Raw genomic sequence first — 21,316 nt, 5'->3', positions numbered from 1 at the left:
CTGGTCACCGCCGTTGCGTCGGGACCGTCCCACGGCTCGTCCGACACGGCGGCGCACGACGAAAACCGCCTGGGGCGCGGCGAAATGCCGCGCTTCGCGATCCGTCTCAGCGCGCGTCGAGAAGCGCGGCGATGTGGCGCGTGGCGATGGCGCGCGCCTCTTCGGGCGTGAAGCTCGCCGGCGATAGGCAGAGCTCGAGCCACAGCCCGTCGACCAGCGCGGTGATCGCTATCGCGGTCAGGCGGAGATCGGCCGGTCCGACGCCGCATTCGGCGAGCAGCGTCTCCAGTTCGCGACGATAGGCGGCATAGATGTCGTCGTGCAGCGCGGCGATCGCGGGCTTCGCCTTGACCAGGCTCCAGAAGGCGATCCACGTCGCCAGCAGGCCCGGATCGGCGATCGGCGGCACGAAGCTCGCGGTGACATAGGCGTCCAGCCGCGCGCGGGGATCGTCGCCCGTCCCGGCCATCGCCGCCTCTAGCGCGGCGTTCACCCGTTCGCCGACACGCGCGTAGGTCGCGGCGATCAGCGCGTCGACCCCGTCGAAATAATGGCCGACCAGACCCGGCGACACCCCCGCCTCGACCGCGATCGCGCGCACCGACGCGCCACCCACGCCCTCCGCCGCCAGCACCCGTGCGGTCGCCTCGATCAGGCTCAGCCGGCGGGCGTCGGGTTCGGCGCGGGAGAAAGCGGGCTGCGACATTGCGCCGCCATAGCAGTTGTTGTACGATCGTCCAACAAGGAGGCCGGCATGGCGCAAACCCAGACGATCAGCGACCAGACCGATCCCGACGCGGATTGGAGCCTGCCCAGCTGGCTCTATACCGACGCCGAATATTTCGACGTCGAGATCGCCCGCGTCATCCGCCCCTCATGGCAGATCGTCTGCCATGTCAGCGACATCGCGAACCGCGGCGATTACCACACGCTCGACTATATCGGCGAAAGCGTCATCGCGGTGCGGGGCGACGATGGCGAGATCCGCGCCTTCGCCAATGTCTGCCGCCACCGCGCGATGCGGCTGGTCGAAGGGCCGCAGGGCTGCGCGAAGAAGCTGGTCTGCCCCTATCACGCCTGGACCTACGATCTCGACGGGCGCTTACGCGGCGTGCCGATGCGCGCCGATTACCCCGCGCTCGACATGGCGGCGAGCGGACTGGCGCCGGTCGAGGTCGAGATCTGGAACGGCTTCGTCTTCGTCCGGCTGGAGGATGACGGCGGGCCTTCGGTCGCCGGGATGATGGCGCCCTATGCGCACGAGATCGCGCCCTATCGCTTCGAGGAGATGCGCACGATCAGCCCCGTCCGCACCCGCGAACGCGCGGTCAACTGGAAGAATGTCGGCGACAATTATTCGGACAATCTCCACATCCCCGTCGCGCATGACGGGCTGACGCGGCTGTTCGGCAAAAGCTACGCGATCGAGGCCGAGCCGTGGGTCGACAAGATGTCCGGCCGGCTGGTCGACCGCCCCTCGGCCAACCCGTGGGAGCGCTTCTACCAGGCGCACCTGCCGCGCGTGCCGCATCTGCCCGAGGCCAACCAGCGGCTGTGGCTCTATTACAAGCTGTGGCCCAACATGGCGTTCGACATCTATGCCGACCAGATCGACTTCATGCAGTGGCTGCCGCTGACGCCGACCACCAGCCTGCTGCGCGAGATGGCCTTCGCATTACCCGACGACCGGCGGGAGATGAAACTGGTCCGCTACGCCAACTGGCGGATCAACCGCACGGTCAATGCCGAGGACACCTGGCTGATCGAGCGCGTCCAGCAGGGCATGGCCTCGGCCAGTTACACCGCCGGCCCGATCGGCGCGAGCGAGGTGTGCCTGCGCAGCTTCGCGAAGAAAATCCGCCGTCTGATCCCCGAAGCCCGCCAGCACCGTGCCCCCGCGCCGGGGTGGTCGCGGCGGCCGAGGCCGGTGGACACCTGACCGCTCATGCTGAGGAGAGGCTGAGCGAAGTCGAAGCCTCGTCTCGAGGCACGCACGGGCCTGTCGAGACGGCCCTTCGACAAGCTCAGGACCTCCTCAGGATGAGCGGGAGTTGGGGAATAGGGAAGAAAATGACGAAGCAATACGACGCGCTCATCATCGGCGGCGGGCATAACGGCCTGGTCTGCGCCTTCTACCTCGCCCATGCGGGCCTAAAGGTGCGCATCCTCGAACGCCGCCACGTCATCGGCGGCGCGGCGGTCACCGAGGAATTCCACCCCGGCTTCCGCAATTCGACCGCCAGCTACACCGTCAGCCTGCTGCGGCCGAAGGTGATCAAGGACATGCGCCTTCACGAACGCGGCTGGCGGATCATCGAACGGACGATCAGCAACTTCTTCCCGCACGAGGGCGGCTATCTGAAGCTGGGTGGAGGACAGGCGCGGACGCGGGCGGAATTCGCCCGCTATTCGCAGAAAGACGCCGACACTTTCCCCAAATATGAGGAGGCGCTGGAACGCGTCGCCGAGGTGCTGCGCGACATGGCGCTGAAGACCCCGCCCAATGCCGGCGGCGGCCTGCGCGCCCTCATCGCCGCCGCGGCGCAGGGCAGACGGCTCGCAAGCATGGACATAGAGGCGCAGCGCGACGTGATGGACCTGTTCGTCAAATCGGCGCGCAGCTTCCTCGATAGCTGGTACGAGAACGAATATGTGAAGGCCGCGTTCGGCTTCGACGCGGTGGTCGGCAACTATGCCAGTCCCGATACGCCGGGCAGCGCCTATGTCCTGGTCCACCACGTCTTCGGCGAGGTCAATGGCAAGAAGGGCGCCTGGGGCCACAGCGTCGGCGGCATGGGCGCGATCACGCGTTACATGGCCGAGGCGTGCGAGGAATTGGGCGTCGAGATCAGCCTCGAGGCGCCGGTCGCCAAAGTGCTGGTCGATGGCGGCAAGGTGTCCGGCGTGAAGCTCGAGAGCGGCGAGGAGATCGCCGCGTCCATCGTCGCCTCAAATGCCGGCCCCGCCCTGCTGTTCCGCCAGCTGGTCGACCGCGCCGACATGACGCCCGAATTCGCCCGGCGGATGGACAATTTCAAGGCCGGGTCGGGCACCTTCCGGATGAACGTCGCGCTCAGCGAGCTGCCCGATTTCGCGGTGCTGCCGGGTAGGCAGGTGGCCGAGCACCACACCTGCGGCATCATCATCTCGCCGACGCTCGATTACATGGACAAGGCGTTCACCGACGCAAAGGCGCTCGGCTGGTCGAAAGAGCCGATCGTCGAGATGAAGATCCCGACCTCGATCGACGACAGCCTCGCACCAGAAGGCCGGCACATCGCCAGCCTGTTCTGCCAGCAATTCGCGCCGGTGCTGCCCGACGGGCGGAGCTGGGACGACGAGCGCGAGGCGGCGGCGGACCTGATCGTCGATACCGTCACCAGGCACGCGCCCAACTTCAAGGCCTCGATCATCGCCCGCCAGATCCACTCGCCGCTCGACCTCGAACGCAAGTTCGGCCTGATCGGCGGCGACATCATGCACGGGCATATGTCGCTCGATCAGCTATGGGCCGCGCGGCCCGTGCTCGGCCACGGCGATTACCGCGCCCCGATCAAGGGCCTCTACATGTGCGGCGCGGGCGCCCATCCCGGCGGCGGCGTCACCGGCGCGCCCGGCCACAATGCGGCGCACGAGATCTTGCGGGACCACTCGGTGCTGGGACGCCTGTTCGCCTGAGTTCTTCTCGTTCCATCTGATCGGCTGTGTCGCCCCTGCGAAAGCAAGGGTCCAACCGCCCCCGCCGGCAATCCCGCTCGCCGCTACCGTCCCAAGCTCGTCAGCGTGAAGCCGGCGCGCTCGACCGCGCCCTTGTCCCACACCCCGCGCAAATCGACCAGCACGCGGCCCTTCGCCACCTCGGCCAGCCGCCGCATGTCGAGCGCGCGGAACACGTCCCACTCGGTCACCAGCACCACCGCATCGGCGTCCTTGGCCGCGTCATAGGCGTCGCTGCAGAAAGTCACGCCGTCCAGCAGCGGCTTGGCCATCTCCATGCTCTCGGGATCGTAGCCGCGAACCGCGGCGCCGGCGTCCTGCAGCGCCTGGACGATCGCGATCGCCGGCGCGTCGCGCATATCGTCCGTGTTGGGCTTGAAGGCGAGGCCCAGCAGCGCGACCGTCTTGCCTTCGGCGCTGCCGCCCAACGCCTGGATCACCTTGCGGCCCATCGCCCGCTTGCGGCTGTCATTGACCTTGACCACCGCTTCGACGATGCGCTGCGGCGCCTCGAAATCCTCGCCGGTCTTCAACAGCGCCAGCGTGTCCTTGGGGAAGCAGGATCCGCCATAGCCCGGCCCGGCCTGGAGGAACTTCGGCCCGATCCGGCTGTCGAGCCCGATGCCGTGCGCCACGTCGCCCACATCGGCGCCGGTCGCCTCGCACAGATCGGCGATCTCGTTGATGAAGGTGATCTTGGTCGCGAGGAACGCGTTCGCCGCATATTTGATCAGCTCGGCGGTCCGCCTTCCGGTGAACAGCAGCGGGTGGACGTTGGGATTGAGCGGGCGGTAGATCTCCGCCATCACCCCGCGCGCGCGCGTATCCTCGGCGCCGACGACGATGCGGTCGGGCCGCTTGAAATCGTCGATGGCAGCGCCCTCACGCAGGAACTCCGGGTTGGAGACTACCGCCACCTTCTCGGCTGTGTGCTTCTCGCGCAGGATGGCCTCGACCTTGTCGCCCGTTCCGACCGGCACCGTCGACTTGGTCACGACGACGCAAGGGCCGTCGATCGCCTCGGCGATCTCGCGGGTCGCATCGAACACATAGGTCAGATCGGCATGGCCGTCGCCGCGGCGCGAGGGCGTGCCGACCGCGATGAACACGGCGTCCGCGCCCTTCACCGCGCGCGCCAGATCGGTGGTGAAAGCGAGCCGCCCGGCGGCGACATTGGCGGCGACCAGCGCGTCAAGCCCTGGCTCGTAGATCGGCATGCGCCCGTTCTCGAGCGCCTCGATCTTCTTCGCGTCCTTGTCGACGCAGGTCACGTGATGCCCGAAATCGGCGAAGCAAGTGCCCGAAACCAGGCCGACATAGCCTGATCCGATCATCGTGATGCGCATGAAAATCCTCGTGACTATCGTGACCGTGGTCCCCGGGTCGAGCCCGGGCATGTTCGCCACGCGCTTTAGCGGACCCCTGACGAAATGCCACCCGTCGGGATGATCTTCTTTCCCAAAGAAAAAGGGAGGCCGAGCCGAGGCCCGACCTCCCGATTTCGTACCGATCCCTTGCGGAACCGGCTCTGGCTTACATGCCCGAGCCCGGACCGTAGGTGATTTCCACGCGGCGGTTCTGCAGCTCGCGGACACCATCGGCGGTTTCGACGCGCGGCGCCGATTCACCGAAGGCCTGCGTGCTGATGACGCCGTCCGGAATGCCACGCGACGTGAGATAGGCGCGGACCGAAGCGTTACGCCGCTCGGAGAGGCCCACATTGTAGTCGTCCGGACCGGACTTGTCGGCGTGGCCGGCGAGCATGACCTGCGCGTTGCCGCACGTCTGGTAAGCGGAAACCGCGTTGTCGAGAATGGTGGCCGCATCGGGCGTGATGTCCGACTTGTCCCACTCGAAGAACACGATGTACGGCCCAGGCGTGCACTCCACGACCGGGGGCGGAGGCGGCGGCGGGGGAGGCGGCGGAGGCGGAGGCGGCGGGGGCGGCGGAGGCGGAGGAGCCTCTTCCGGCGCGCCGAAGTTGAAGATCAGGCTGCCGAGCAGGCTGTGCGACCGGAACCGCGTCTCATGCTCGTTGTTGAAGTTGTCGATCACGCGAACATTGTCCGCGTTGAAGAAGCGATACTTCAACCCGACGTCGATCGTGTCGCTCAGCGGCGCGCGAATGCCAGCGAGCGCCTGCCAGGCGAACACCGTATCCGAATCGTCGAGCAGCACGCCGGTGCCGGCGCCGGTGCCGTCGAAGGCTTCATATTCGTCGAACTTGACGCGGGCGACACCCGCACCGCCGCCGACGAATCCCTGGATCGAATCGTCCTCGCCGAAGTCGAGCAGCGCGTTGACCATGAAGCTCAGCGCCGAGGTCTTGCCGCCGAACGGCTCGTATTCGCCCGACGGAACATCGAGAAGAGCAGAGGTCAGAGTAACGCTTTCGACATTGGCCTGGCGATAGCCGACTTCGGCTTCGGCGCGGAGCCAGCCGAAATCATAGCCGACGATGCCGTCGACGTCCCAGCCATAGTCGCTGTCGACGGTGATCGCGTCTTCGGACAGATCGCCATCCGGATCGGTGACGTCGAAGTCCATGTCCTCGACGATCATCGCACCGCCTTCGACGCCGACATACCAGGCCTTGTCACGGGCGAGGCTGGGCGAGGCGAGCGCGGTGGAGGCAAGTGCCAATACGACGGCAAGCTTCCGCATCATAATCCCCTTTCAAAAGTGTCCGGTTAAGGACAGCGAAAACTCACTATCTGAACGATAGTTTCCACGCAAGCGGGCAAAAAACGCCACTGTTGCCGATTTGCCTCACCTTTCCTCAAGGGTCGATCAGGCCGTGCGCGCGCAATGCATTGATAACATTTGTCAATGCCGCCCGCGCTTCGGGGTCGACAAATGCGCCACCATCGGGCGTATCGATCGCCGCTTGCCGATCGGACACGACCTGGACGCCGCCGATCTCGACCCGCGCCGCGCTGACGACGCCCAGGGTCCAGCCGCTGCCGTCGTGGCGCGCGGGCAGCCCGCTGTCCTTGGCCCATGCCGTCCAGCCCGCCCCCGGCGGCAGGAACCGCCACCCCGACGCGGTCCAGCCCGCCAGCGTCCCGGCCTGCCCGGCCCATGCGCCGACGGGCTCGGCGCCAACGATCCAGCACTGCCCCGGAGCGGGCGAGGCGGGCGGCACATCCACGCCCACCGCCTCCACCACCGGCTGCACCGCGATGTCGAGCGCGGCGAGCGCCTCGTTGTGCGTCATCTCCTTCTGCGCCTGCCCGCCCGCGATCAGCGGCAGGGCAAGGCGATGGGTCGCTTCGGTCACGTCTTCCTCCTCAGATTGTCAGCGTCAGCGGGGCGGAGGGCGCGTGCGTGCCGATCTGCACGATCGACAGCGTCACGGCGCCCACGCTCCGGTCTTCGGCCAGTGCCGCCGCGGGATAGGTCCAGCCCGGCGCGCCGAGATCGACGTTCCGCGCCGCGCCGTCGCCGCGCGTGATCGTCAGCCGATAGGCCTCGCGCTCCTCGCCCAGCGGCGCGTCGACCGTATCGCGCCAGGCCCAGCCCGCCCGGCTGCGCCGCGTCCAGCCGATCGCGAGATCGCCGCCCGGCAGCGCCGCGATACGCGGATGCACCGGCGAAGGCGGCGCGACCGATCGTCCCGTCACCGCCGCGCTCGCCAGCGCCGGCTCGGCGTCGCCGACCCCGCTCGCGCTCACCTCCGCCACGCCGCCGATCGCCTCGGGCGCCAGATCGACCGTGAGCAGCGCGCGCGGATCGAGCAGCACGAAGCGCGTTCCCGGCCCCTGCCCGGCCATCGCCGCCTCGCTCCCGCGCCGCCCGCGCCACAAGCCCGACAGCCGCCAGCGCGCACCGCCCAGCGGCTCGGCGCGCGCGAACTGGACCAGCTCGTCGCCGATCAGCGCGGCGTTGGCCCCCGCATCGAGCGCCGCGTCATCGGCATCGCCCAGCACCATGCCGTCATGCGCCAGCACGACGTCGATCGCCGAGCTTCGATCGACCAGCCCGGCGCACGCGGGCGCCGGCACGCCGTCGAGCGTCCCAATCACCGAAGCCAACCGCGCCCGCCCCGCCACCGTCCAGCCGCCGCCCGCGTCGCTGCGCACCAGCATGTCCGCCCCGCGCCAGCCGGGTCCCGCGCCGCACGCCGCGATATGGAGCCGCGGCTGGGCGAGCGGCGCGTCGCCGATCGGCGGCAGCTCGAACGCCTCGATCCGCGTCGGCCCGGCCACCCGGTCGATCTCGCCCAGCACGCGCCCAGGCGAGGCCGGCAGCGCCACCGCCGATCCCCCGGCGATCCGCACCAGCGACAGTTCGGCGACCAGCCGCTCGATCGCCACGCGCGTCACCCGCCAGCGCGCCGCGTCTCCCGCGACGCGGACGTCCGATCCAGGCGCGGGAAGGTCCGGCGTCGTCGCGCGCGATGCGAAGATAGGCCTTGCACTCGGCCACCGCCGCGGCCGCCGCCTCGGGCGGAATCGCGGGCGCGCTCATCGGCCCCTCCCAAGGGAATCACGGTTCGCCGCAAATCTCATGTTTTTCCTCCACTTGGTCATTCGACACGCGCGTCGCGGTGCTAGGCGGCCGCGCAAAAGAGGTCGCCATGCAGCATGTTTCCCAGGCCGCCAGGCTTGCCTATCGGCGCGACATCGATGGCCTGCGCGCCGTCGCGGTCGTGCCCGTCGTGCTGTTCCACGCCGGCGCCGCGGCGATCCCCGGCGGCTTCATCGGCGTCGACATCTTCTTCGTGATCTCAGGCTATCTGATCACCGGCATCCTGCTCGGGGAGGCCGATCGCGGCCGCGTCTCGATCGCCCGCTTCTACGAACGGCGCGTCCGGCGGATCGGCCCGGCGCTGCTCGTCGTCCTCGCCGCCACCTTCCTCGCCGCGCACCTGCTGCTGTTCCCCGCGCAATATGTCGATTTCGCCAAATCGCTGCTCGCCGCCGAAGGCTTCGTCTCGAACATCTGGTTCTGGACCCAGGCGGGCTATTTCAAGGCGCAGGGCGACGTCGTCCCGCTGCTCCACACCTGGAGCCTCGCGGTCGAGGAGCAGTTCTACATCTTCATGCCGCTCGCCGTCGCGCTGCTCGCCCGGCGCCCCGCGCTGCTGCGCTGGTCGCTCGCCGCCGCGGCGCTGGCGTCGCTCGCGCTCAGCATCTTCGGCACGATCTGGTCGCCGGGCGCGACCTTCTACTGGCTGCCGACCCGCGCGTGGGAGCTGCTGCTCGGCGCGCTGCTCGCCGCCGGCATGATCCCCCGCGCCGCCGATCGCTGGCGCCCCGCGATCGCCTGGCTCGGCCTGGCGCTGATCGCGGTCGGCCTCGTCGCGATCGACGAACGGACGCCCTTTCCCGGCGCCGCCGCGCTGCTGCCCTGCCTCGGCGCGGCGGCGATCCTCCATTCGGGCGATGGCACGCCGGTCGGCCGCCTGCTCTCGTTCCGGCCGATGGTGGCGATCGGGCTCATCTCCTATTCGCTCTATCTGTGGCACTGGCCCGTCCTCGTCCTCGGCCGTCAGCTCGTCGGCGGCGATCTCGGGCCGCTAGGCGCCGCCGCCGCGGTCGCCCTGTCCTTCGCGCTGGCGACGCTCAGCTACTGGTTCGTCGAGCAACCGACCCGCAACCGGCTGCGCGTGCGCTCGCGCCCGCTGGTGCTCGCCTGCGCCGCCGGCGCGCTGGCGCTGGCGCTGCTCGCGCTCTGGGTCATCGCCGATCGCGGCAAGCCCGCGCGGTTCAGCCCCGAACTCGTCGCCATGCTCGAGCCCGACCGCGACACCATCGGCGCGCGCTGCCGCGATCGCGGCGAATGCCGGTTCGGGCCGGGCGATCCCGACATCCTCCTCCTCGGCGATTCGCACGCCGCCGCAATGGCCGAAGGCGTCGAGGCGGCGGCGCGCCCGCTCGGGCGGGGGGGCGAGCTCGTCACGGTCAACGCCTGCCCCCCGCTCATCGGCTTCACCTATACCGGCCTCACCCTGCGCGACGCGCGCACCTGCAAGGCGGCGATCGAACGCGCCGTCCGCAACGCGCCCGCCACCGTCGTCCTCGCCGCCAACTGGCCAACCTATCTCGCCCAGGACCGCCAGGGCGTCGAAGCCGCCCTGCGCCGGACGATCGACGCCCTTGGCCGCCGCCGGATCATCATCCTCGCCGGCCTGCCCAGGCCCGAGGGCGATCTGCCCTGGGCCACGGCGGTCGCCATGCGCAACGGCGATCCGCACCCCCGGGTCCGCCCCGCCGGACGCCAGCTCGTCCCGCTCGATCTTCCGGCGAACGCGACCATGGTCGATCTCGAACGCGCCTTCTGCCCCGATGGTCGCTGCCTCGCCCAGGTCGCCGGCAGACCGACCTTCAGCGACACCAACCACCCCTCGGCAGCCGCGGCGCGCCGCCTCGTCGCGCCGGCGCTCGCCCCGGCGCTGGCGCGCTAGGGCATCGCGTCCGCCGTGCCCGCCCGGCGCGTATCTCGCACGCTCGGCGGCGATTGACGCACGTCGGCGATTGCGTCAGGGTGAGCGAAAGAGAGGGTCGAAACTAATGGAAATCGGTGCGATATTGGGCTTGGTCGTGCTTCTCGGCGGGCTCGCCATGATGGGCGTCGCCCGCAAGCGCCGCCCCCAGCGCCGCGCCAGCCTGACCCGCTACGACGTCAACAGCTTCGGCAAGCCGCCCGAATGATGCGGGCCGTTCCGCTCACACCCGCTCCACGCTCCTGATCCGTCGCGGCGTCCCTGCCGGGCGGGTCGCCAGCCCGTCCGCCACCTCCGCCTCGGTCACTTCCTCGCTGCCGTCGGCGAAGCGCCAGCGGAGCGTCGCCGGCCCGTCGGGCGCGCCCCGGCCAGCGATCCGATCACCCGCCACTGCTCCTTGATCGGCAGCGCGGCGATCTTGGCCATCAGTGCGCGATCGGCCGCCACCGCCTCATTCACCGTCCGCGCTCCGCCAGGCCAGGCGCTTCTGCGCCGCCGCAAGCGCCTTGATCAGCGCGGCGTTGGTCTCCTCGCGCGTGGCGTTGCGGCGCGGCCGCCCGCCGCGATTGAACGGCAGCCGCTGGCGGCGGGACCAATATTGCTTGAGCACCGCCAGCGCCCTTTCGAAATCGAAGGGCGGCGGCGCCTCGTCCGGGACGGCGCCGTCCGCCCCGCCGGCGATCGCGCGATCGGCATCGGCCGGCTCCAGCGGCACGCCCGCGCCGCCATACTCCAGCAGCAGCGCCTCCAGCCGGTCATAACCGATCTCGATCGCCTCCTGCCACTGCGCGGCGAACACCGGATCGGTCCGCCGGCGCAGATAGGGGGTCGTCTTGTCGACTCCGGCAAAGGCCGCCGCCTTCTTGACATTGCAGGTGAGCGCCAGCGCGTCGAGAAAGAGCTGCTGCCGCTTGGCGACGAACTTGGGCCGCTTCTTGCCGCCCTTCGGATCGCCATCGCCCAACCCGTCGTCCGCAATCCGCGCGGCCAACGCCCGCGCCTCCTGTGGCTTGATCGTCATTGCCCACCCCATGAAAAAGGGGCCGAAGGCATCGAACCCCGGCCCCGCCCGACTCGCACTTTCCCAGCGTTCCCGTCATGTACCCTATCAGCGTGACGCTGTCAAGCAAAAAGTGCCATATAGGTTCTCTCCCCTCTCTCCCCTTCAGGAGTTTCGAGCGGCGCCGGGTCGAAATGCCCCCCGGGCATTTCTAAACCATGCTGGGAGCCAGCCCCAATCAAGAACGCCAGCGCCCGTGGCCGCCGGCTGCAAGAAGATTGGTTCACGCAAAGCCGCAAAGCCGTAAAGAAGGAAGGGGTTCACGCAGAGACGCAGAGACGCAGAGGAAGAGGAAAATCGCCGCAAAGCGGCCCCAAGCTCCTGGCCGCAAACCAAATGCCACCCGCTTCGCGGGAGATATCCGCGAAAACGACACCTCCGCGTCTCCGCGCCTCCGCGTGAAAAAACCTTCTTCTTCTCTTCGCGCCTTCGCGCCTTCGCGTGAACCAATCTTCTTCTCCGCCCCCCAACCAAACCCTCCGCCGCTACGCCCCGTCCCGCCGCACCGCCTTCACCGATCGCATCAGCCGCTTGAGCCCGACCCCGGGCGCCGGCTCCGCCACCAGCCCCGCGCGCTCATGGTCGAGCACGGTCGCCAGATCGATATCATCGTTAACGGGCGGACGACCGCCGCCGGCCTGATGTTTGCGCATGGAAAATCCCCACCGGATTTGAACTTGGCGGGTCAACGGGCGCGGAGAGGCCCCGTTCCAACGGCTCGTCGCGTTAACCACGAAGGCCCGGCCTTGGCGAAGCCAAGACCGGAAAAAGCCGAGTGGCGGCCGGCGGAGCGAAGCATCCGGCCGACGACGCGGCTTCGCCGCGGCGCTGCGCCAAGAAGGCCCCTCTCAACTCCGGCTAGCACGCTCACGCGCGCAAGCCTCCGTATCTCTCCCCTGAAGGGGAGAGAGGAAGACAGCGCGAACTCTCTCCCCTTCAGGGGAGAGATACGAAGACTTGCCGGCTTGCCGGCTAGGCGCAGTTGAGAGGGGCAAGGAGCAAGGAGGGCAAGACCCCCTCCAAAGCCCCAGCCCAACCTCAACCCGCCCCCCGCACGCACATCCCCAGCATTTCACAGACGAAGCGGTGCAGCGCCTCCTCCACCTTGCGCGCGGCGCGCAGCGCGGCGATCACCGCGGGGAACAGGATCATCGCCATCGCCTCCAGCCCGCTCCGCTCGATGAAGCGCCACAGCTTGCTGCCCTTCAGCCGCAGGTAGAACTCGCCGAAATCGAGATCGGCGAGCGGCTCCAGCACGTCGAGCACGTCGCCCGGGGTGACGCCGCCCGCCCAGATCACCAGCGCGCGCGCCAGCTGCTTCGCCATTTCGATGCAGGCGTCGCAGCGCAGCTCGATCAGGCCGTTCTTCAGCGCGCGGGCGAAGCGCGTCACGGTGAGGCGGAAGCGGCCGCCCGCGGCCGAGCGGAACCACAGGTCGATCCGCGCGCCGGCCGGGACGAAGCCGAACAGCAGGCGGTGGCGCGAAGGCCGGTCGCGCGCCGCGTCCTCCTCCAGCCCGCCGCCTTCGGCCGCGCCGTCGCGCCAGCTCGCCATCAGGCCGTCGTCGCGCGCCGCAGGGTCGCCCTCGAGCAGCTCGAGCGTCACCAGCACGCCGTGCTCGCCGGCGTCCCCGGGCGCCGCGTCCTCGGTTGGAGGCGGCAGCGTGAACTCCCGCTCGCCGCCCTGGCCCAGTTCGAACTCGTGGCTCTCGCTCCTGAACATCGCAGCCTCCCTCCGCTCGCCATGCGAGGATTTAGCGCCAGCTGAATCCCGCGACCAGCGGCGAGCGCGGACGGCGGCGCCAGGAGCGCCGGCCGACGGCATGAGCTTTGCTCATGCCCGCACCCGCCTGTTCGATCACGCCCGCCCCGTGCTATTCGACCACGCGCGCGGTCAGTATCTTCACCGGCTTGGCGATCATCTGGCCCTTCATCACGCCCTCGCCCTGCGTCGGATCGGTCGGCGCCTGCTGGATCTTGCGGACGATCTCCATCCCCTCGACCACGCGGCCGAACGCGGCGAAGCCCGGATCGGCGGCGCTCGCGTCCATGCCGGGGCTCGCGCCGATCATGATGAACCAGTCGGCGGTCGCCGTCCCCGGCGCGGCGCGCGCCATGCTGATCGTGCCGTCGGCGTGGGTCAGGCCGGTCTGCGTCGTCGGCTCGTGCGGGATCGGCTTGTACCATTTGGCCGGGTCGCGCAGCCCCGCCTGGACCAGCCCGAACCCCGGCGCGACCGTCACCGCGCGGTAGAAGGCGATCCCGTCGAACCGCCTGGCGGCGACGTAGCGCAGGAAATTCGCGGTGGTGACGGGCGCCCGCTCCTTCTCCAGCTCGAGCACCACCGACCCCAGCTCGGTGGCGAGCGCCACGCGCACGGTGGCGGGCTTCGCCACCGGCGGCGCTTCCTGCGCGGCTATCGGTCCCGCGAGCAACAGCAACAGAAAAGCCAACCAACGCATCACGCTCATTCCTTCCCGATCGAACCCGGCGTAACGGCCGAAAACCCGTCCCAGGAAATCTTCCCCCCTCTCCCCCCTCTCCCCCCTCTCTCCCCTTCAGGGGAGAGATACGAAGACTTGCCAGCCTGCTGGCTAGTCGCAGTTGAGAGGGGCCCGTCCGGCATGTCCGATCGGGGCGGCACCACCATCCCCTCCACCACCGCGTCCCACGCCGCCACCTCGTCCTCGTACCGCTCGATGATCTCCAGGTCCCGCGCGGTCTCCCGCGCCGGATCGACCTCGATCTCGCCGCGCCATTCGAAGGTCGCATTCCCTTCGATCGCCACGTCGCCGCCGCCGTCGGCGGTCGCGCGCACCAGCCCGCCGGCGTTGTAGACGGTCATCGGCGCGTCGTACGCGCGACGCCCGGTCAGGCACGCCGCATAGGCCGCCGCCGCCATCGCGCTGCCGCACGAGTTGGTCAGCCCCACCCCGCGCTCGAAGGTCCGCACGAACAGATCGCTCGTCCCGCGCAGCTCGACGAAGCTGACATTGGCGCGGTTGGGCAGCACCCGCGGCCGGCCTTCGCAGAAGCGCCCGATCGCCTCCAGCTCGGCGTCGTCGATCCGGTCGACGAACGCCACCAGGTGCGGGTTGGGCATGCCGATCGCGGTGAAGGCGCGCGTCGAAGGCAGCCGGTCGCACACTTCGTCGACCAGCTCGTCCTGTCCGATGTTCATCGGCCAATAGGATAGCTGCAGGTCGGCCGGCCCCACCTCCTCGCGGATCGTCGCGACCCCCGGGGCCAGGTCGTCGACCCGCGCGACGCGCGCGCTCGACGTCTTGAGCTTCACATCGGCGGTCAGGAAGGCGTGCTGCTCCATCCCCCAGCGCGCGACGCAGCGCAGCCCGTTGAGGCAGGTCTCCGCCTCGCTGCCATCGGGATTCCACATCCGCATCCCGAAATCCCCCCCCCCACCCGAAGTCAGCACCAGCAGTCCGTCGCCGCCGACCGGGCCCGCTCGGTCGGCCAGCGCAACCGCCACGCCCGACCAATAATCGTCGGTCATTGTCACCTGCCGCCCGTCGATCATCGGGAAATCGTTTCCCGATCCGTGGCATTTCACGATTCCGATCCGCATCGCCCGCTCCCTCGATTGCCCTCTTGCGACCGCGCCTCTTTCACTTTCCCCGTTGCCTATGCCATGACCGCGCCCGGCGCGACATAGATGATAGTGATCCTCACCCTTCTGGTCATCGGGCTGATCGTCGCCTGCTTCGCGCTCCTGTCGCGCATCCAACTGCTCGAGCGCCGCGTCGCCGCCCTGGAGGCGCCGGCGATCGAACCAAGGCCGGCGGAGGCATCAGCCACCCGGCCGGCGCCCTCCGTCCCGGCCCGGGTTCTTCGCGCAAATCCCCCGCCCCAAACCGTCGCCCCTGCGGAGGCAGGGGCCGCTGAGTTTGAGCCATTTCCAGCGCCTCCCCCGTCGCCAGAGGTCCCTGCCTCCGCTGGGGCGACGCGAGAGTTGTCCCACACCACCATCACCGAAACCTTCGAAAATCTCGTCGGCGGCCGGCTGCCGATCTGGATCGGCGGCGCGGCGCTGGTGCTCGCCGGCTTCTTCTTCGTCCGCTACGCGATAGAGGCGGGGCTGCTCGGCCCGGCGGCGCGAGCCGTCATCGCCGCGATCTTCGGCCTCGCGCTGGTCGCGGCGAGCGAGGCCGCGCGCCGCCTCCATGCTACCGCGGACGATCCGCGCATCGCCCAGGCGCTCGCCGGCGCGGGCGTCGCCTCGCTCTACGGCACGCTCTACATGGCGGGGGAGCTTTACGGGCTGATCGGCGGGCTCTCCGCCTTCGTGCTGATGCTCCTCGTCACCGGCCTCGCGCTCGGCCTGTCGGTCCGCCACGGCCCGCCGACCGCGATCATGGGGCTGATCGGCGGTTTCGCGGCACCGCTGGTGACGGGGTACAGCGAAAGCAACCTCGTCCCCCTGCTGATCTATCTCGCGCTGTTCACCGCCGCCTTGTTCGGCCTCGCCATCGCGCGCGGCTGGGCTTGGCTGGCGCTTGCCGCGTCGGGCGCGGGCTTCGCCTGGAGCGCGTGGCTGATCGCAGTGATCGACGGTGATGCGGCGGCGGCGATCGGCCCGTTCATCCTGATCCTCGCCATCGGCGCGGCCTTTGCGCTGCCGCGGCTCGAAGGCGGCCGGCCGATCGTCCGCGCCGCGCCGTTGCTGCTCGGCCTCGTCCAGCTGCTGATGCTCGCGCCGCGACTCGAATTCTCGCCCCTCGCCTGGGCGCTCTACGCGATGCTCGCGGGTGCCGTGATCATCCTCGCGGCGCGCGATTTGCGGCTGACCGTCGCCGCCGGGGCGGCGGGCGCGCTGGCGCTGCTGCTGCTCGCCATCGGCCTGGCGAACGGATCGCCCAGCGCGCCCGCCGCCGCTTTGGTCTTCGCGCTGCTGTTCGCCGGCGCCGGCCATGCCTTGATGGGCCGTCCGGAAAGCCACCCAGCGGGCCGCGCCACCTGGACGCTGCTTGCGCTCGGCGGCAGCGCCGGCCCATTCCTCCTCTCCCGCGCGCTATGGGCCGAACCGGTGAGCGACGGCCTATGGGCGCTCCTCGCCGTCGCCAGTGCGGTCCCGGCGGCTTTGGTCGCCTGGCGCTGCCGCGAATCAGGACAAACGGAACAAGTGTTGGGACGCGCCGCTCTCGGCCATCTCGGCGGCCCCGCCGTCGCCGCGCTGCTCATCATTGTCGGCTTCGCCCCCATCGTCACCCCGGCCTGGACGCCGGTGCTCATCGCCTTCGTCATGCTCGCGCTGGCGCTCTGGGCGCGGCTGGTCGGGCGGGGCGCGATCTTCGCGCTGCCCGCCATCGCCTGGGGCGCGGCCCTGCTCGCCGCCGCCGAACCGCTGGCTGACTACGCCTGGCTGGTTTTCCGCAGTCTCACCGGCCTGCGCATTCCCTTCCGCCTGCTGCCCGACCTGGCCGACGCGCTAACCCAGCTCGCCATCCCCGCCACGATCGCCGCCGCGCTGCTGGCGTTCGACGCACGCCAGTTCGCCCGCGCTCGCTGGCTGGTCGCCGCCAGCGCCGCCGCCATCGCCGTGCTGCTCGCCTATACCTTTGCGAAGCTGCCGCTCGCCATCGCCAGCCCGGAAGCGTTTCTGGCGATGGGCTTCACCGAGCGGGCGGCGCTCACCCAGGCGCTGTTCGCCGCGGCATGGCTGCTCGGCCGCTCCTCGGCGTGGCGCATGCTCGCGGCCGCCATCGCCGCGGTGGCGCTGGCGCGGATCGTCTGGTTCGATCTCTTGCTGCTCAATCCGCTGCTGGTGAGGCAGGCCGTCGGCCCCATAATCCTCCTCAACGCCGCGGTGCTCCACGCCGCCGCCGCGACCATTTGGCTGTGGCTGCTCTCGCGCATCCTGCCCGCGTCGCGCAGCTGGCGGCTGCTGTCGCTCGCCGGGTTCGCCCTCACGGCGCTTGTCATCGTCCGGCAGGCGAGCCACGGCAGCATCCTCACCGGTCCCTTCGGCCAAGGCGAAACCTGGCTCTATTCGGCCGCGCTGCTCGCCGTGTCGGTCGCTTGGCTGGCGCACGGCATCCACACCGGCGCACGAGACCTGCGCATCGCCGGGCTCGCCCTGCTGACGCTCGTCACCTTCAAGGTCTTCCTGATCGACGCCGCCGCACTCGAAGGCCTGCTGCGCATCCTCAGCCTGCTCGGCCTCGGCATCGCCCTGATCGCCATCGGCTGGGCCTATGGCAAGGTGCTGAGACGGCCGGCGGCAAGCAGCGAAGCCTGAAATAACGGATCGGCCGGCTTCCGCTGAGTGACATTCCAGAACATGCCCTGACAAACCGTCCCGAAAGCCGTCCGGGGAAGGAAACTCAGCGGAGGCGTTTGAAGTAGAAGTTGCGCACGAATGGCATGCCTGCCTCATTTACGTCAGCGGCGGCTTCCGTCATTTCCTTACCATCAGCCGAAATGACATAGGCGCGCACCGACTCCAGACCCTTGTTCCTGGCCAGACTCATGACGAGGACGTTCGGAGCCGGAGCGTGCACCGCGGCGCTTTCGCCATCGGCCACATCGCCTTGGCCTTGCACCGCCCGGCCATCGCGCCGGTACTGAATTGCCACATGCCTGACACTGTCGTCGCGCGCGGTAATGTCGACCTCTGTCAACCACTGGCCCGAGCCGACATCCTTGAACGTATAGGTCACCCTTTTAGGGGGCGGGCCGTAGGTGTCGGGCATCCTCGTCAGGTCCAGCTCCCATTCGCCGAGGAACGGAGACTGTTCGGTCGCCGGCAATGTGCCGCTCACGGAATTTTCCGGCTGTGCCGCGGCATGGCCGCTGACGATCAGGGCCGCTGCGGCTGCCGGGAGGAACGTCGCTCTGAAGCGGGGACGCAAATAGGGCATGTGCTGTCTCCAATCTCTCAAGGCAGGGGATCGGCGTATCCGGGATGTTCCGTCACGGCCGCAGGGAATAGTTGGGCGTGCCATCGCGCCACCATCGGGACGGTCGCCAACTCGATCGTCAGCACGGCCACCTGCAGCAGCGCCTGGGAACTGTCGAGAAAGAGAACGCCCATGAAGATGATGAGCGTCGCTGCGGCCGCCAGCATGAGCGTCCCCATGCGTTTGACGCGGGCCCAATCGCGTTCCAGCATCGCCCAGGCGATGCGAAGATGCCCAAGGCCGAGCAACAGCAGGAGAAGCGCAAGCGAGGGGACGGCGGCTTGATAGACGCCGCGTATGAGGATTTCGTGCGCGGCTCCCTCCAGCAGCGCGCCGCGAAGCCCGTCCTGCCCGGGATAGAGATAGGGGAAGCCGAATAGCGCGCATCCGATTTGCAGGGCGGCCATCGGGATCATCAGGCCAAGCGCCAGGGCGTAGTTCGTCAGGGTGAAGCGGCCTTGCTCGCGCGTCAGCATCTCACGCCAGGCCGCTGCGAGACAGCCGATCGCGAACGGCAGCGGCTTTCCTTCCACGGCGACCGTTTCGAACTCCACCCGCATCGCCGCCGACCATTCCCGGCGGCTCTCGTCCAGGCAGCACACCGCCACGGCCATGATCGCGCGGGACAGCGGCGCGTTCATGCGAGCGACGCCGTGGCAGGAAGGTGCTCGCCGCCGCCGGGCCTTTCCAATGCGAGCGCGAAGCCGGCAGCGGTCAACCGGTAGGCGTGACGGGCAGGCCGGCCGGGCTGCGCCGGCTCGCGCCATTCGGCTTCGACAAGCCCCTGATCGGTCATCCGCATCAACAAGGGGTACAGCGTTCCGGACGAGAGGCCGGTCTCCTTCATGAGATCATATCCGTGCCGCCATTGTTCTCGCTCGGCAGACAGCGCATCGAGCAGGATGCGCATCTGTTTCGACGGTTGCCGCTTCCGGACCATGACTAAACACAACATATGTAGATTTAAGAGTCAAGGGACCGTTTGAGGGTCGTTACAAGACATGATGCGGGCGGTGAGCCTCACCCCAACCCATAATGATCCGCCAGCCGGTCGAGCGCCAGGGTCAGCACCACGCGTCCCGATCGCTTGGGCCAGCCCAGCCCTTCCTCCGCGACCGGCAGTCCCTCGCCGGCGCAGATGACGCGCCAGGCGATATCGGAAAGGCCGCCGCCCAGCGCCGCGATCGCCGCGTCGAAGCGGCGCTTGGCCGAAATCTGCCCGACGGTCGCGTCCACAGCCCGCGGCGGCCCGCGCCGTCCGCCGCTCGCCGGCGCCGCGTCCCAGCGCATCGTCACGCGCTGTCCCAGCGAAGCCGTCTCATAGTCCGCGCGCAGCCGCTCGCCCGCCTCGAACTGCCGCGCATCGACCAGTCCGCGCGCGCGCAGCCAGCCGAGCGGCGATTCGGCGAGGTTGACCGTAACGCTCCGCTTTCTCCCCTCCCCTTTAGCGGAGGGGTTGGGGGAGGGGCCCGTCCCAACATCAAACCCGACCTCAGCCAGCATCCGCTTCATCCGCATTCTCCATTTTCTTCGCGAATCAGCCCTTGCCATATTCGCACGGATGTAGGACAGCGCTAAAACCATATCGGTTATGTGAAAGGCCGCCGTCATGATTACCGCGATCCGCGAAGTCCGCCGCGCCAAGGGGCTGACGCTCGAAGAGGTCGGCAAGCGCTGCAAGCCGCCCACCACCGCGCAGACGATCGGGCGGCTGGAGACCGGCACGCGTACCGTTTCGGTCGGCTGGCTCAACCGTATCGCCGATGCGCTGGGCGTCGCCGCCGCCGATCTGGTCAAGCTGCCCGACCGCGCCGATCTGGCCGTCGCCGCGGTGCTCGGGCATGACGGGGCGCATGCGCCGCGTCACGCGCAGACGGTCACGCCGCCGCAGCCCGCGCCGGAGCTGGTCGCGGTAAAGGTCGACAGCGGCATCGGCGACTATCGTTCGGGCGACGAGATCTGGTGCGAGCGGCTCTCGCCCGAGGCGTTCGGCCAGGCGATGAACCGCGACATTTTGGTGCCGCGCCCCGCCGGGCGCTTCCTGTTCGGCCGTCTGATCGGGCGCGAGGAAGGCAAGCTCCATATCCTGCCGCTCGGCAGCGGCGCGCGCCAGCAGGTCGTCGCCGATCCCCCCTGGCTCGCCCGCGCCGTCAAACTCGTCCGGGGTTTGTGATGGTGGGCGCTGACGGGCTCGAACCGCCGACCCTCTCGGTGTAAACGAGATGCTCTACCAACTGAGCTAAGCGCCCTTAATCCCGCCCCCTGCCACGCCCGGCCGGATCACGCAACCTGCGGACCGTTGCGATTCAGAGCGGCCAGGCATGCGGCCATTCGTTCGGCCGCGTCGTTGCTCAGCCTGATGAACACGCGGCGGCGGTCGTCGGCGTCGGCGATCCGCACGAGCAGGCCCTGCTCGGTCATCGCGCTGATCCAACGGAGCGCGGTGGTGGGCGGCACCGCCGCGGCGATGCACAGGCTCGATACCGCGACGTCCCGCCCCTCCAGCCGCGCCGCCATGAGGTCGAGCAATATGTCCCATGCGGGATCGGCGAACAGTTCGGGCGCGAAATACTGGTCGCGCGTCCGCCGGGCGCGGATCATCGCGCGGATCGCCGGTGCGCTCGGTTCCGCTCCCTCACCCGCTTCACCGCGATAGGGCGGCCGGCGATCGGCTACCCCCGATCCCGGCCCCAGCGCGCTCAGGGCCTGGGCGATCCGCGCCACCTCGGCGCCAAGCTCGCGCAGCCGCTGCACCGGATCGTCGCCCATATTTTCGCGCGTCAGGCCGGGCGAGCGGGCCGGCGCACGCGCGATCGCGCGCACCAAACCCTCGTGGTCGGTCTTGGGCACTAGCTCGACCCCCGGCAGACCGATCGCGAAGCTCCACTGGTCGAGCGCATCGTCGGGCACCGCGATGACGATGCGGCGATGGCCCGATACCGCCGCGTCGAGCAGCGCCTCCAGCGCGTCGGTCGCCTGCCGCTGCCAAAGGACGATGTCGGCCCGCTCGACATCTGTGGCCGCAACCAGACCCAGCCCCTCCAGGGCAGGCGCCAGCACATGTTCCAGTTCGGGGCTGTCCGCGATGATCGCGATCCGGCGGGATGCGAGTGCCGGCTCATGTTGGAAAGCTAAGCGCGCCATGCTTCATCCCCCTACCATGCCGCTCGCGGATGCG

At 69.3% G+C, this 21,316-nt stretch carries 22 protein-coding genes and 1 tRNA gene; 6 read left to right on the top strand and 17 right to left on the bottom strand.

The window, feature by feature from the left end; all coding sequences use genetic code 11:
• Positions 1–106: 106 nt before the first annotated feature.
• Positions 107–706, bottom strand: a complete 600-nt coding sequence (locus D1610_RS01480) for a TetR family transcriptional regulator C-terminal domain-containing protein (protein ID WP_118862355.1) — start codon at positions 704–706, stop codon at positions 107–109.
• A gap of 48 nt (positions 707–754) precedes the next feature.
• On the opposite strand from D1610_RS01480, the gene D1610_RS01475 reads away from it, so the two are divergent.
• Together D1610_RS01475 and D1610_RS01470 are read left to right on the top strand one after the other, a co-directional pair.
• Positions 755–1,939: an aromatic ring-hydroxylating oxygenase subunit alpha gene (locus D1610_RS01475; RefSeq protein WP_118862354.1), complete on the top strand. Its 1,185-nt coding sequence runs from the start codon at positions 755–757 to the stop codon at positions 1,937–1,939.
• 131 nt (positions 1,940–2,070) lie between these two features.
• On the top strand, positions 2,071–3,678 hold the full coding sequence (locus D1610_RS01470; RefSeq protein WP_118862353.1) for a phytoene desaturase family protein: 1,608 nt from the start codon (positions 2,071–2,073) through the stop codon (positions 3,676–3,678).
• Positions 3,679–3,761: 83 nt separating this feature from the next.
• Here D1610_RS01470 and D1610_RS01465 read toward each other — a convergent pair whose 3' ends face one another.
• The 4 genes from D1610_RS01465 to D1610_RS01450 form a co-directional block, all read right to left on the bottom strand.
• Positions 3,762–5,063, bottom strand: a complete 1,302-nt coding sequence (locus D1610_RS01465; RefSeq protein ID WP_118862926.1) for a UDP-glucose dehydrogenase family protein — start codon at positions 5,061–5,063, stop codon at positions 3,762–3,764.
• 187 nt (positions 5,064–5,250) lie between these two features.
• Positions 5,251–6,381 (bottom strand): OmpA family protein, encoded by a 1,131-nt coding sequence (locus D1610_RS01460; protein ID WP_182466659.1) that lies wholly within the window; start codon positions 6,379–6,381, stop codon positions 5,251–5,253.
• Between the two features lie 115 nt (positions 6,382–6,496).
• Positions 6,497–6,997, bottom strand: coding sequence for a DUF2793 domain-containing protein (locus D1610_RS01455; RefSeq protein ID WP_245941917.1), 501 nt, complete (start codon positions 6,995–6,997; stop codon positions 6,497–6,499).
• A 10-nt stretch (positions 6,998–7,007) separates the two neighbouring features.
• Positions 7,008–8,033 carry a GTA baseplate fiber-binding domain-containing protein gene (locus D1610_RS01450; protein ID WP_222926904.1) on the bottom strand — a complete coding sequence of 342 codons (1,026 nt, stop codon included), beginning with the start codon at positions 8,031–8,033 and terminating at the stop codon, positions 7,008–7,010.
• Positions 8,034–8,296: 263 nt separating this feature from the next.
• Between D1610_RS01450 and D1610_RS01445 the strand changes: the two genes are divergently transcribed.
• Entirely contained in the window at positions 8,297–10,126 is a 1,830-nt protein-coding gene (locus D1610_RS01445) for an acyltransferase family protein (RefSeq protein WP_118862350.1), read from the top strand.
• Between the two features lie 106 nt (positions 10,127–10,232).
• Positions 10,233–10,373 (top strand): hypothetical protein, encoded by a 141-nt coding sequence (locus tag D1610_RS16935; RefSeq protein WP_182466658.1) that lies wholly within the window; start codon positions 10,233–10,235, stop codon positions 10,371–10,373.
• A gap of 15 nt (positions 10,374–10,388) precedes the next feature.
• Here the strand turns inward: D1610_RS16935 and D1610_RS16930 are convergent, their stop codons facing one another.
• The 6 genes from D1610_RS16930 to dapF all read right to left on the bottom strand — a co-directional run bounded on the left by D1610_RS16930 (position 10,389) and on the right by dapF (position 14,807).
• Positions 10,389–10,556 carry a hypothetical protein gene (locus D1610_RS16930; RefSeq protein ID WP_182466657.1) on the bottom strand — a complete coding sequence of 56 codons (168 nt, stop codon included), beginning with the start codon at positions 10,554–10,556 and terminating at the stop codon, positions 10,389–10,391.
• Between the two features lie 60 nt (positions 10,557–10,616).
• Entirely contained in the window at positions 10,617–11,186 is a 570-nt protein-coding gene (locus D1610_RS01440) for a hypothetical protein (RefSeq protein ID WP_118862349.1), read from the bottom strand.
• Between the two features lie 524 nt (positions 11,187–11,710).
• Complete coding sequence (locus tag D1610_RS16925) at positions 11,711–11,878, bottom strand: hypothetical protein (protein WP_182466656.1); 168 nt, start codon at positions 11,876–11,878, stop codon at positions 11,711–11,713.
• Between the two features lie 385 nt (positions 11,879–12,263).
• Entirely contained in the window at positions 12,264–12,947 is a 684-nt protein-coding gene (locus D1610_RS01435) for a hypothetical protein (protein ID WP_118862348.1), read from the bottom strand.
• Between the two features lie 151 nt (positions 12,948–13,098).
• Positions 13,099–13,689, bottom strand: a complete 591-nt coding sequence (locus D1610_RS01430) for a peptidylprolyl isomerase (RefSeq protein ID WP_425453195.1) — start codon at positions 13,687–13,689, stop codon at positions 13,099–13,101.
• 2 nt (positions 13,690–13,691) lie between these two features.
• A complete protein-coding gene (gene dapF, locus D1610_RS01425; protein WP_118862346.1) occupies positions 13,692–14,807 on the bottom strand; it encodes a diaminopimelate epimerase in 1,116 nt (371 codons plus the stop codon).
• Positions 14,808–15,191: 384 nt separating this feature from the next.
• On the opposite strand from dapF, the gene D1610_RS01420 reads away from it, so the two are divergent.
• Complete coding sequence (locus tag D1610_RS01420; protein WP_182466655.1) at positions 15,192–17,477, top strand: DUF2339 domain-containing protein; 2,286 nt, start codon at positions 15,192–15,194, stop codon at positions 17,475–17,477.
• An 85-nt stretch (positions 17,478–17,562) separates the two neighbouring features.
• Here the strand turns inward: D1610_RS01420 and D1610_RS01415 are convergent, their stop codons facing one another.
• The 4 genes from D1610_RS01415 to D1610_RS01400 all read right to left on the bottom strand — a co-directional run bounded on the left by D1610_RS01415 (position 17,563) and on the right by D1610_RS01400 (position 19,650).
• Complete coding sequence (locus D1610_RS01415; protein ID WP_245941915.1) at positions 17,563–18,099, bottom strand: hypothetical protein; 537 nt, start codon at positions 18,097–18,099, stop codon at positions 17,563–17,565.
• Positions 18,100–18,116: 17 nt separating this feature from the next.
• Positions 18,117–18,779, bottom strand: coding sequence for a hypothetical protein (locus D1610_RS01410; RefSeq protein WP_118862344.1), 663 nt, complete (start codon positions 18,777–18,779; stop codon positions 18,117–18,119).
• On the bottom strand, positions 18,776–19,048 hold the full coding sequence (locus tag D1610_RS01405) for a PadR family transcriptional regulator (RefSeq protein WP_118862923.1): 273 nt from the start codon (positions 19,046–19,048) through the stop codon (positions 18,776–18,778). Before D1610_RS01405 ends, D1610_RS01410 begins: the two co-directional genes overlap by 4 nt.
• Before the next feature lie 110 nt (positions 19,049–19,158).
• The gene (locus D1610_RS01400) at positions 19,159–19,650 is read right to left on the bottom strand and encodes a DUF6456 domain-containing protein (RefSeq protein WP_245941914.1); all 492 of its coding nucleotides are present in this window, start codon (positions 19,648–19,650) and stop codon (positions 19,159–19,161) included.
• Between the two features lie 97 nt (positions 19,651–19,747).
• Here D1610_RS01400 and D1610_RS01395 point away from each other — a divergent pair, with 97 nt between their 5' ends.
• Positions 19,748–20,311 carry a helix-turn-helix domain-containing protein gene (locus D1610_RS01395; RefSeq protein WP_118862343.1) on the top strand — a complete coding sequence of 188 codons (564 nt, stop codon included), beginning with the start codon at positions 19,748–19,750 and terminating at the stop codon, positions 20,309–20,311.
• On the opposite strand, the gene D1610_RS01390 is transcribed toward D1610_RS01395, so the two are convergent.
• Both D1610_RS01390 and D1610_RS17210 read right to left on the bottom strand, forming a co-directional pair.
• Positions 20,312–20,387 (bottom strand) — tRNA-Val (locus D1610_RS01390).
• A 31-nt stretch (positions 20,388–20,418) separates the two neighbouring features.
• Positions 20,419–21,282, bottom strand: coding sequence for a helix-turn-helix domain-containing protein (locus D1610_RS17210; protein WP_222926903.1), 864 nt, complete (start codon positions 21,280–21,282; stop codon positions 20,419–20,421).
• Positions 21,283–21,316 lie beyond the last annotated feature (34 nt).

It is taken from the genome of Sphingomonas gilva, from assembly GCF_003515075.1.
In the GTDB taxonomy this organism is placed as follows: Bacteria; Pseudomonadota; Alphaproteobacteria; order Sphingomonadales; family Sphingomonadaceae; genus Sphingomonas; species Sphingomonas gilva.
Note: the sequence above shows the minus strand (reverse complement) of the source record. Positions and strands in the feature narration are given on the sequence as shown.

Bases quoted from the DNA above. Each gene is read 5' to 3' on its own strand.
- D1610_RS01480 (WP_118862355.1), bottom strand. From the start codon at position 706: ATGTCGCAGCCCGCTTTCTCCCGCGCCGAACCCGACGCCCGCCGGCTG.
- D1610_RS01475 (WP_118862354.1), top strand. From the start codon at position 755: ATGGCGCAAACCCAGACGATCAGCGACCAGACCGATCCCGACGCGGAT.
- D1610_RS01470 (WP_118862353.1), top strand. From the start codon at position 2,071: ATGACGAAGCAATACGACGCGCTCATCATCGGCGGCGGGCATAACGGC.
- D1610_RS01465 (WP_118862926.1), bottom strand. From the start codon at position 5,063: ATGCGCATCACGATGATCGGATCAGGCTATGTCGGCCTGGTTTCGGGC.
- D1610_RS01460 (WP_182466659.1), bottom strand. From the start codon at position 6,381: ATGCGGAAGCTTGCCGTCGTATTGGCACTTGCCTCCACCGCGCTCGCC.
- D1610_RS01445 (WP_118862350.1), top strand. From the start codon at position 8,297: ATGCAGCATGTTTCCCAGGCCGCCAGGCTTGCCTATCGGCGCGACATC.
- D1610_RS16935 (WP_182466658.1), top strand. From the start codon at position 10,233: ATGGAAATCGGTGCGATATTGGGCTTGGTCGTGCTTCTCGGCGGGCTC.
- D1610_RS01440 (WP_118862349.1), bottom strand. From the start codon at position 11,186: ATGACGATCAAGCCACAGGAGGCGCGGGCGTTGGCCGCGCGGATTGCG.
- D1610_RS16925 (WP_182466656.1), bottom strand. From the start codon at position 11,878: ATGCGCAAACATCAGGCCGGCGGCGGTCGTCCGCCCGTTAACGATGAT.
- D1610_RS01435 (WP_118862348.1), bottom strand. From the start codon at position 12,947: ATGTTCAGGAGCGAGAGCCACGAGTTCGAACTGGGCCAGGGCGGCGAG.
- dapF (WP_118862346.1), bottom strand. From the start codon at position 14,807: ATGCGGATCGGAATCGTGAAATGCCACGGATCGGGAAACGATTTCCCG.
- D1610_RS01415 (WP_245941915.1), bottom strand. From the start codon at position 18,099: ATGCCCTATTTGCGTCCCCGCTTCAGAGCGACGTTCCTCCCGGCAGCC.
- D1610_RS01410 (WP_118862344.1), bottom strand. From the start codon at position 18,779: ATGAACGCGCCGCTGTCCCGCGCGATCATGGCCGTGGCGGTGTGCTGC.
- D1610_RS01405 (WP_118862923.1), bottom strand. From the start codon at position 19,048: ATGCGCATCCTGCTCGATGCGCTGTCTGCCGAGCGAGAACAATGGCGG.
- D1610_RS01400 (WP_245941914.1), bottom strand. From the start codon at position 19,650: ATGAAGCGGATGCTGGCTGAGGTCGGGTTTGATGTTGGGACGGGCCCC.
- D1610_RS01395 (WP_118862343.1), top strand. From the start codon at position 19,748: ATGATTACCGCGATCCGCGAAGTCCGCCGCGCCAAGGGGCTGACGCTC.
- D1610_RS17210 (WP_222926903.1), bottom strand. From the start codon at position 21,282: ATGGCGCGCTTAGCTTTCCAACATGAGCCGGCACTCGCATCCCGCCGG.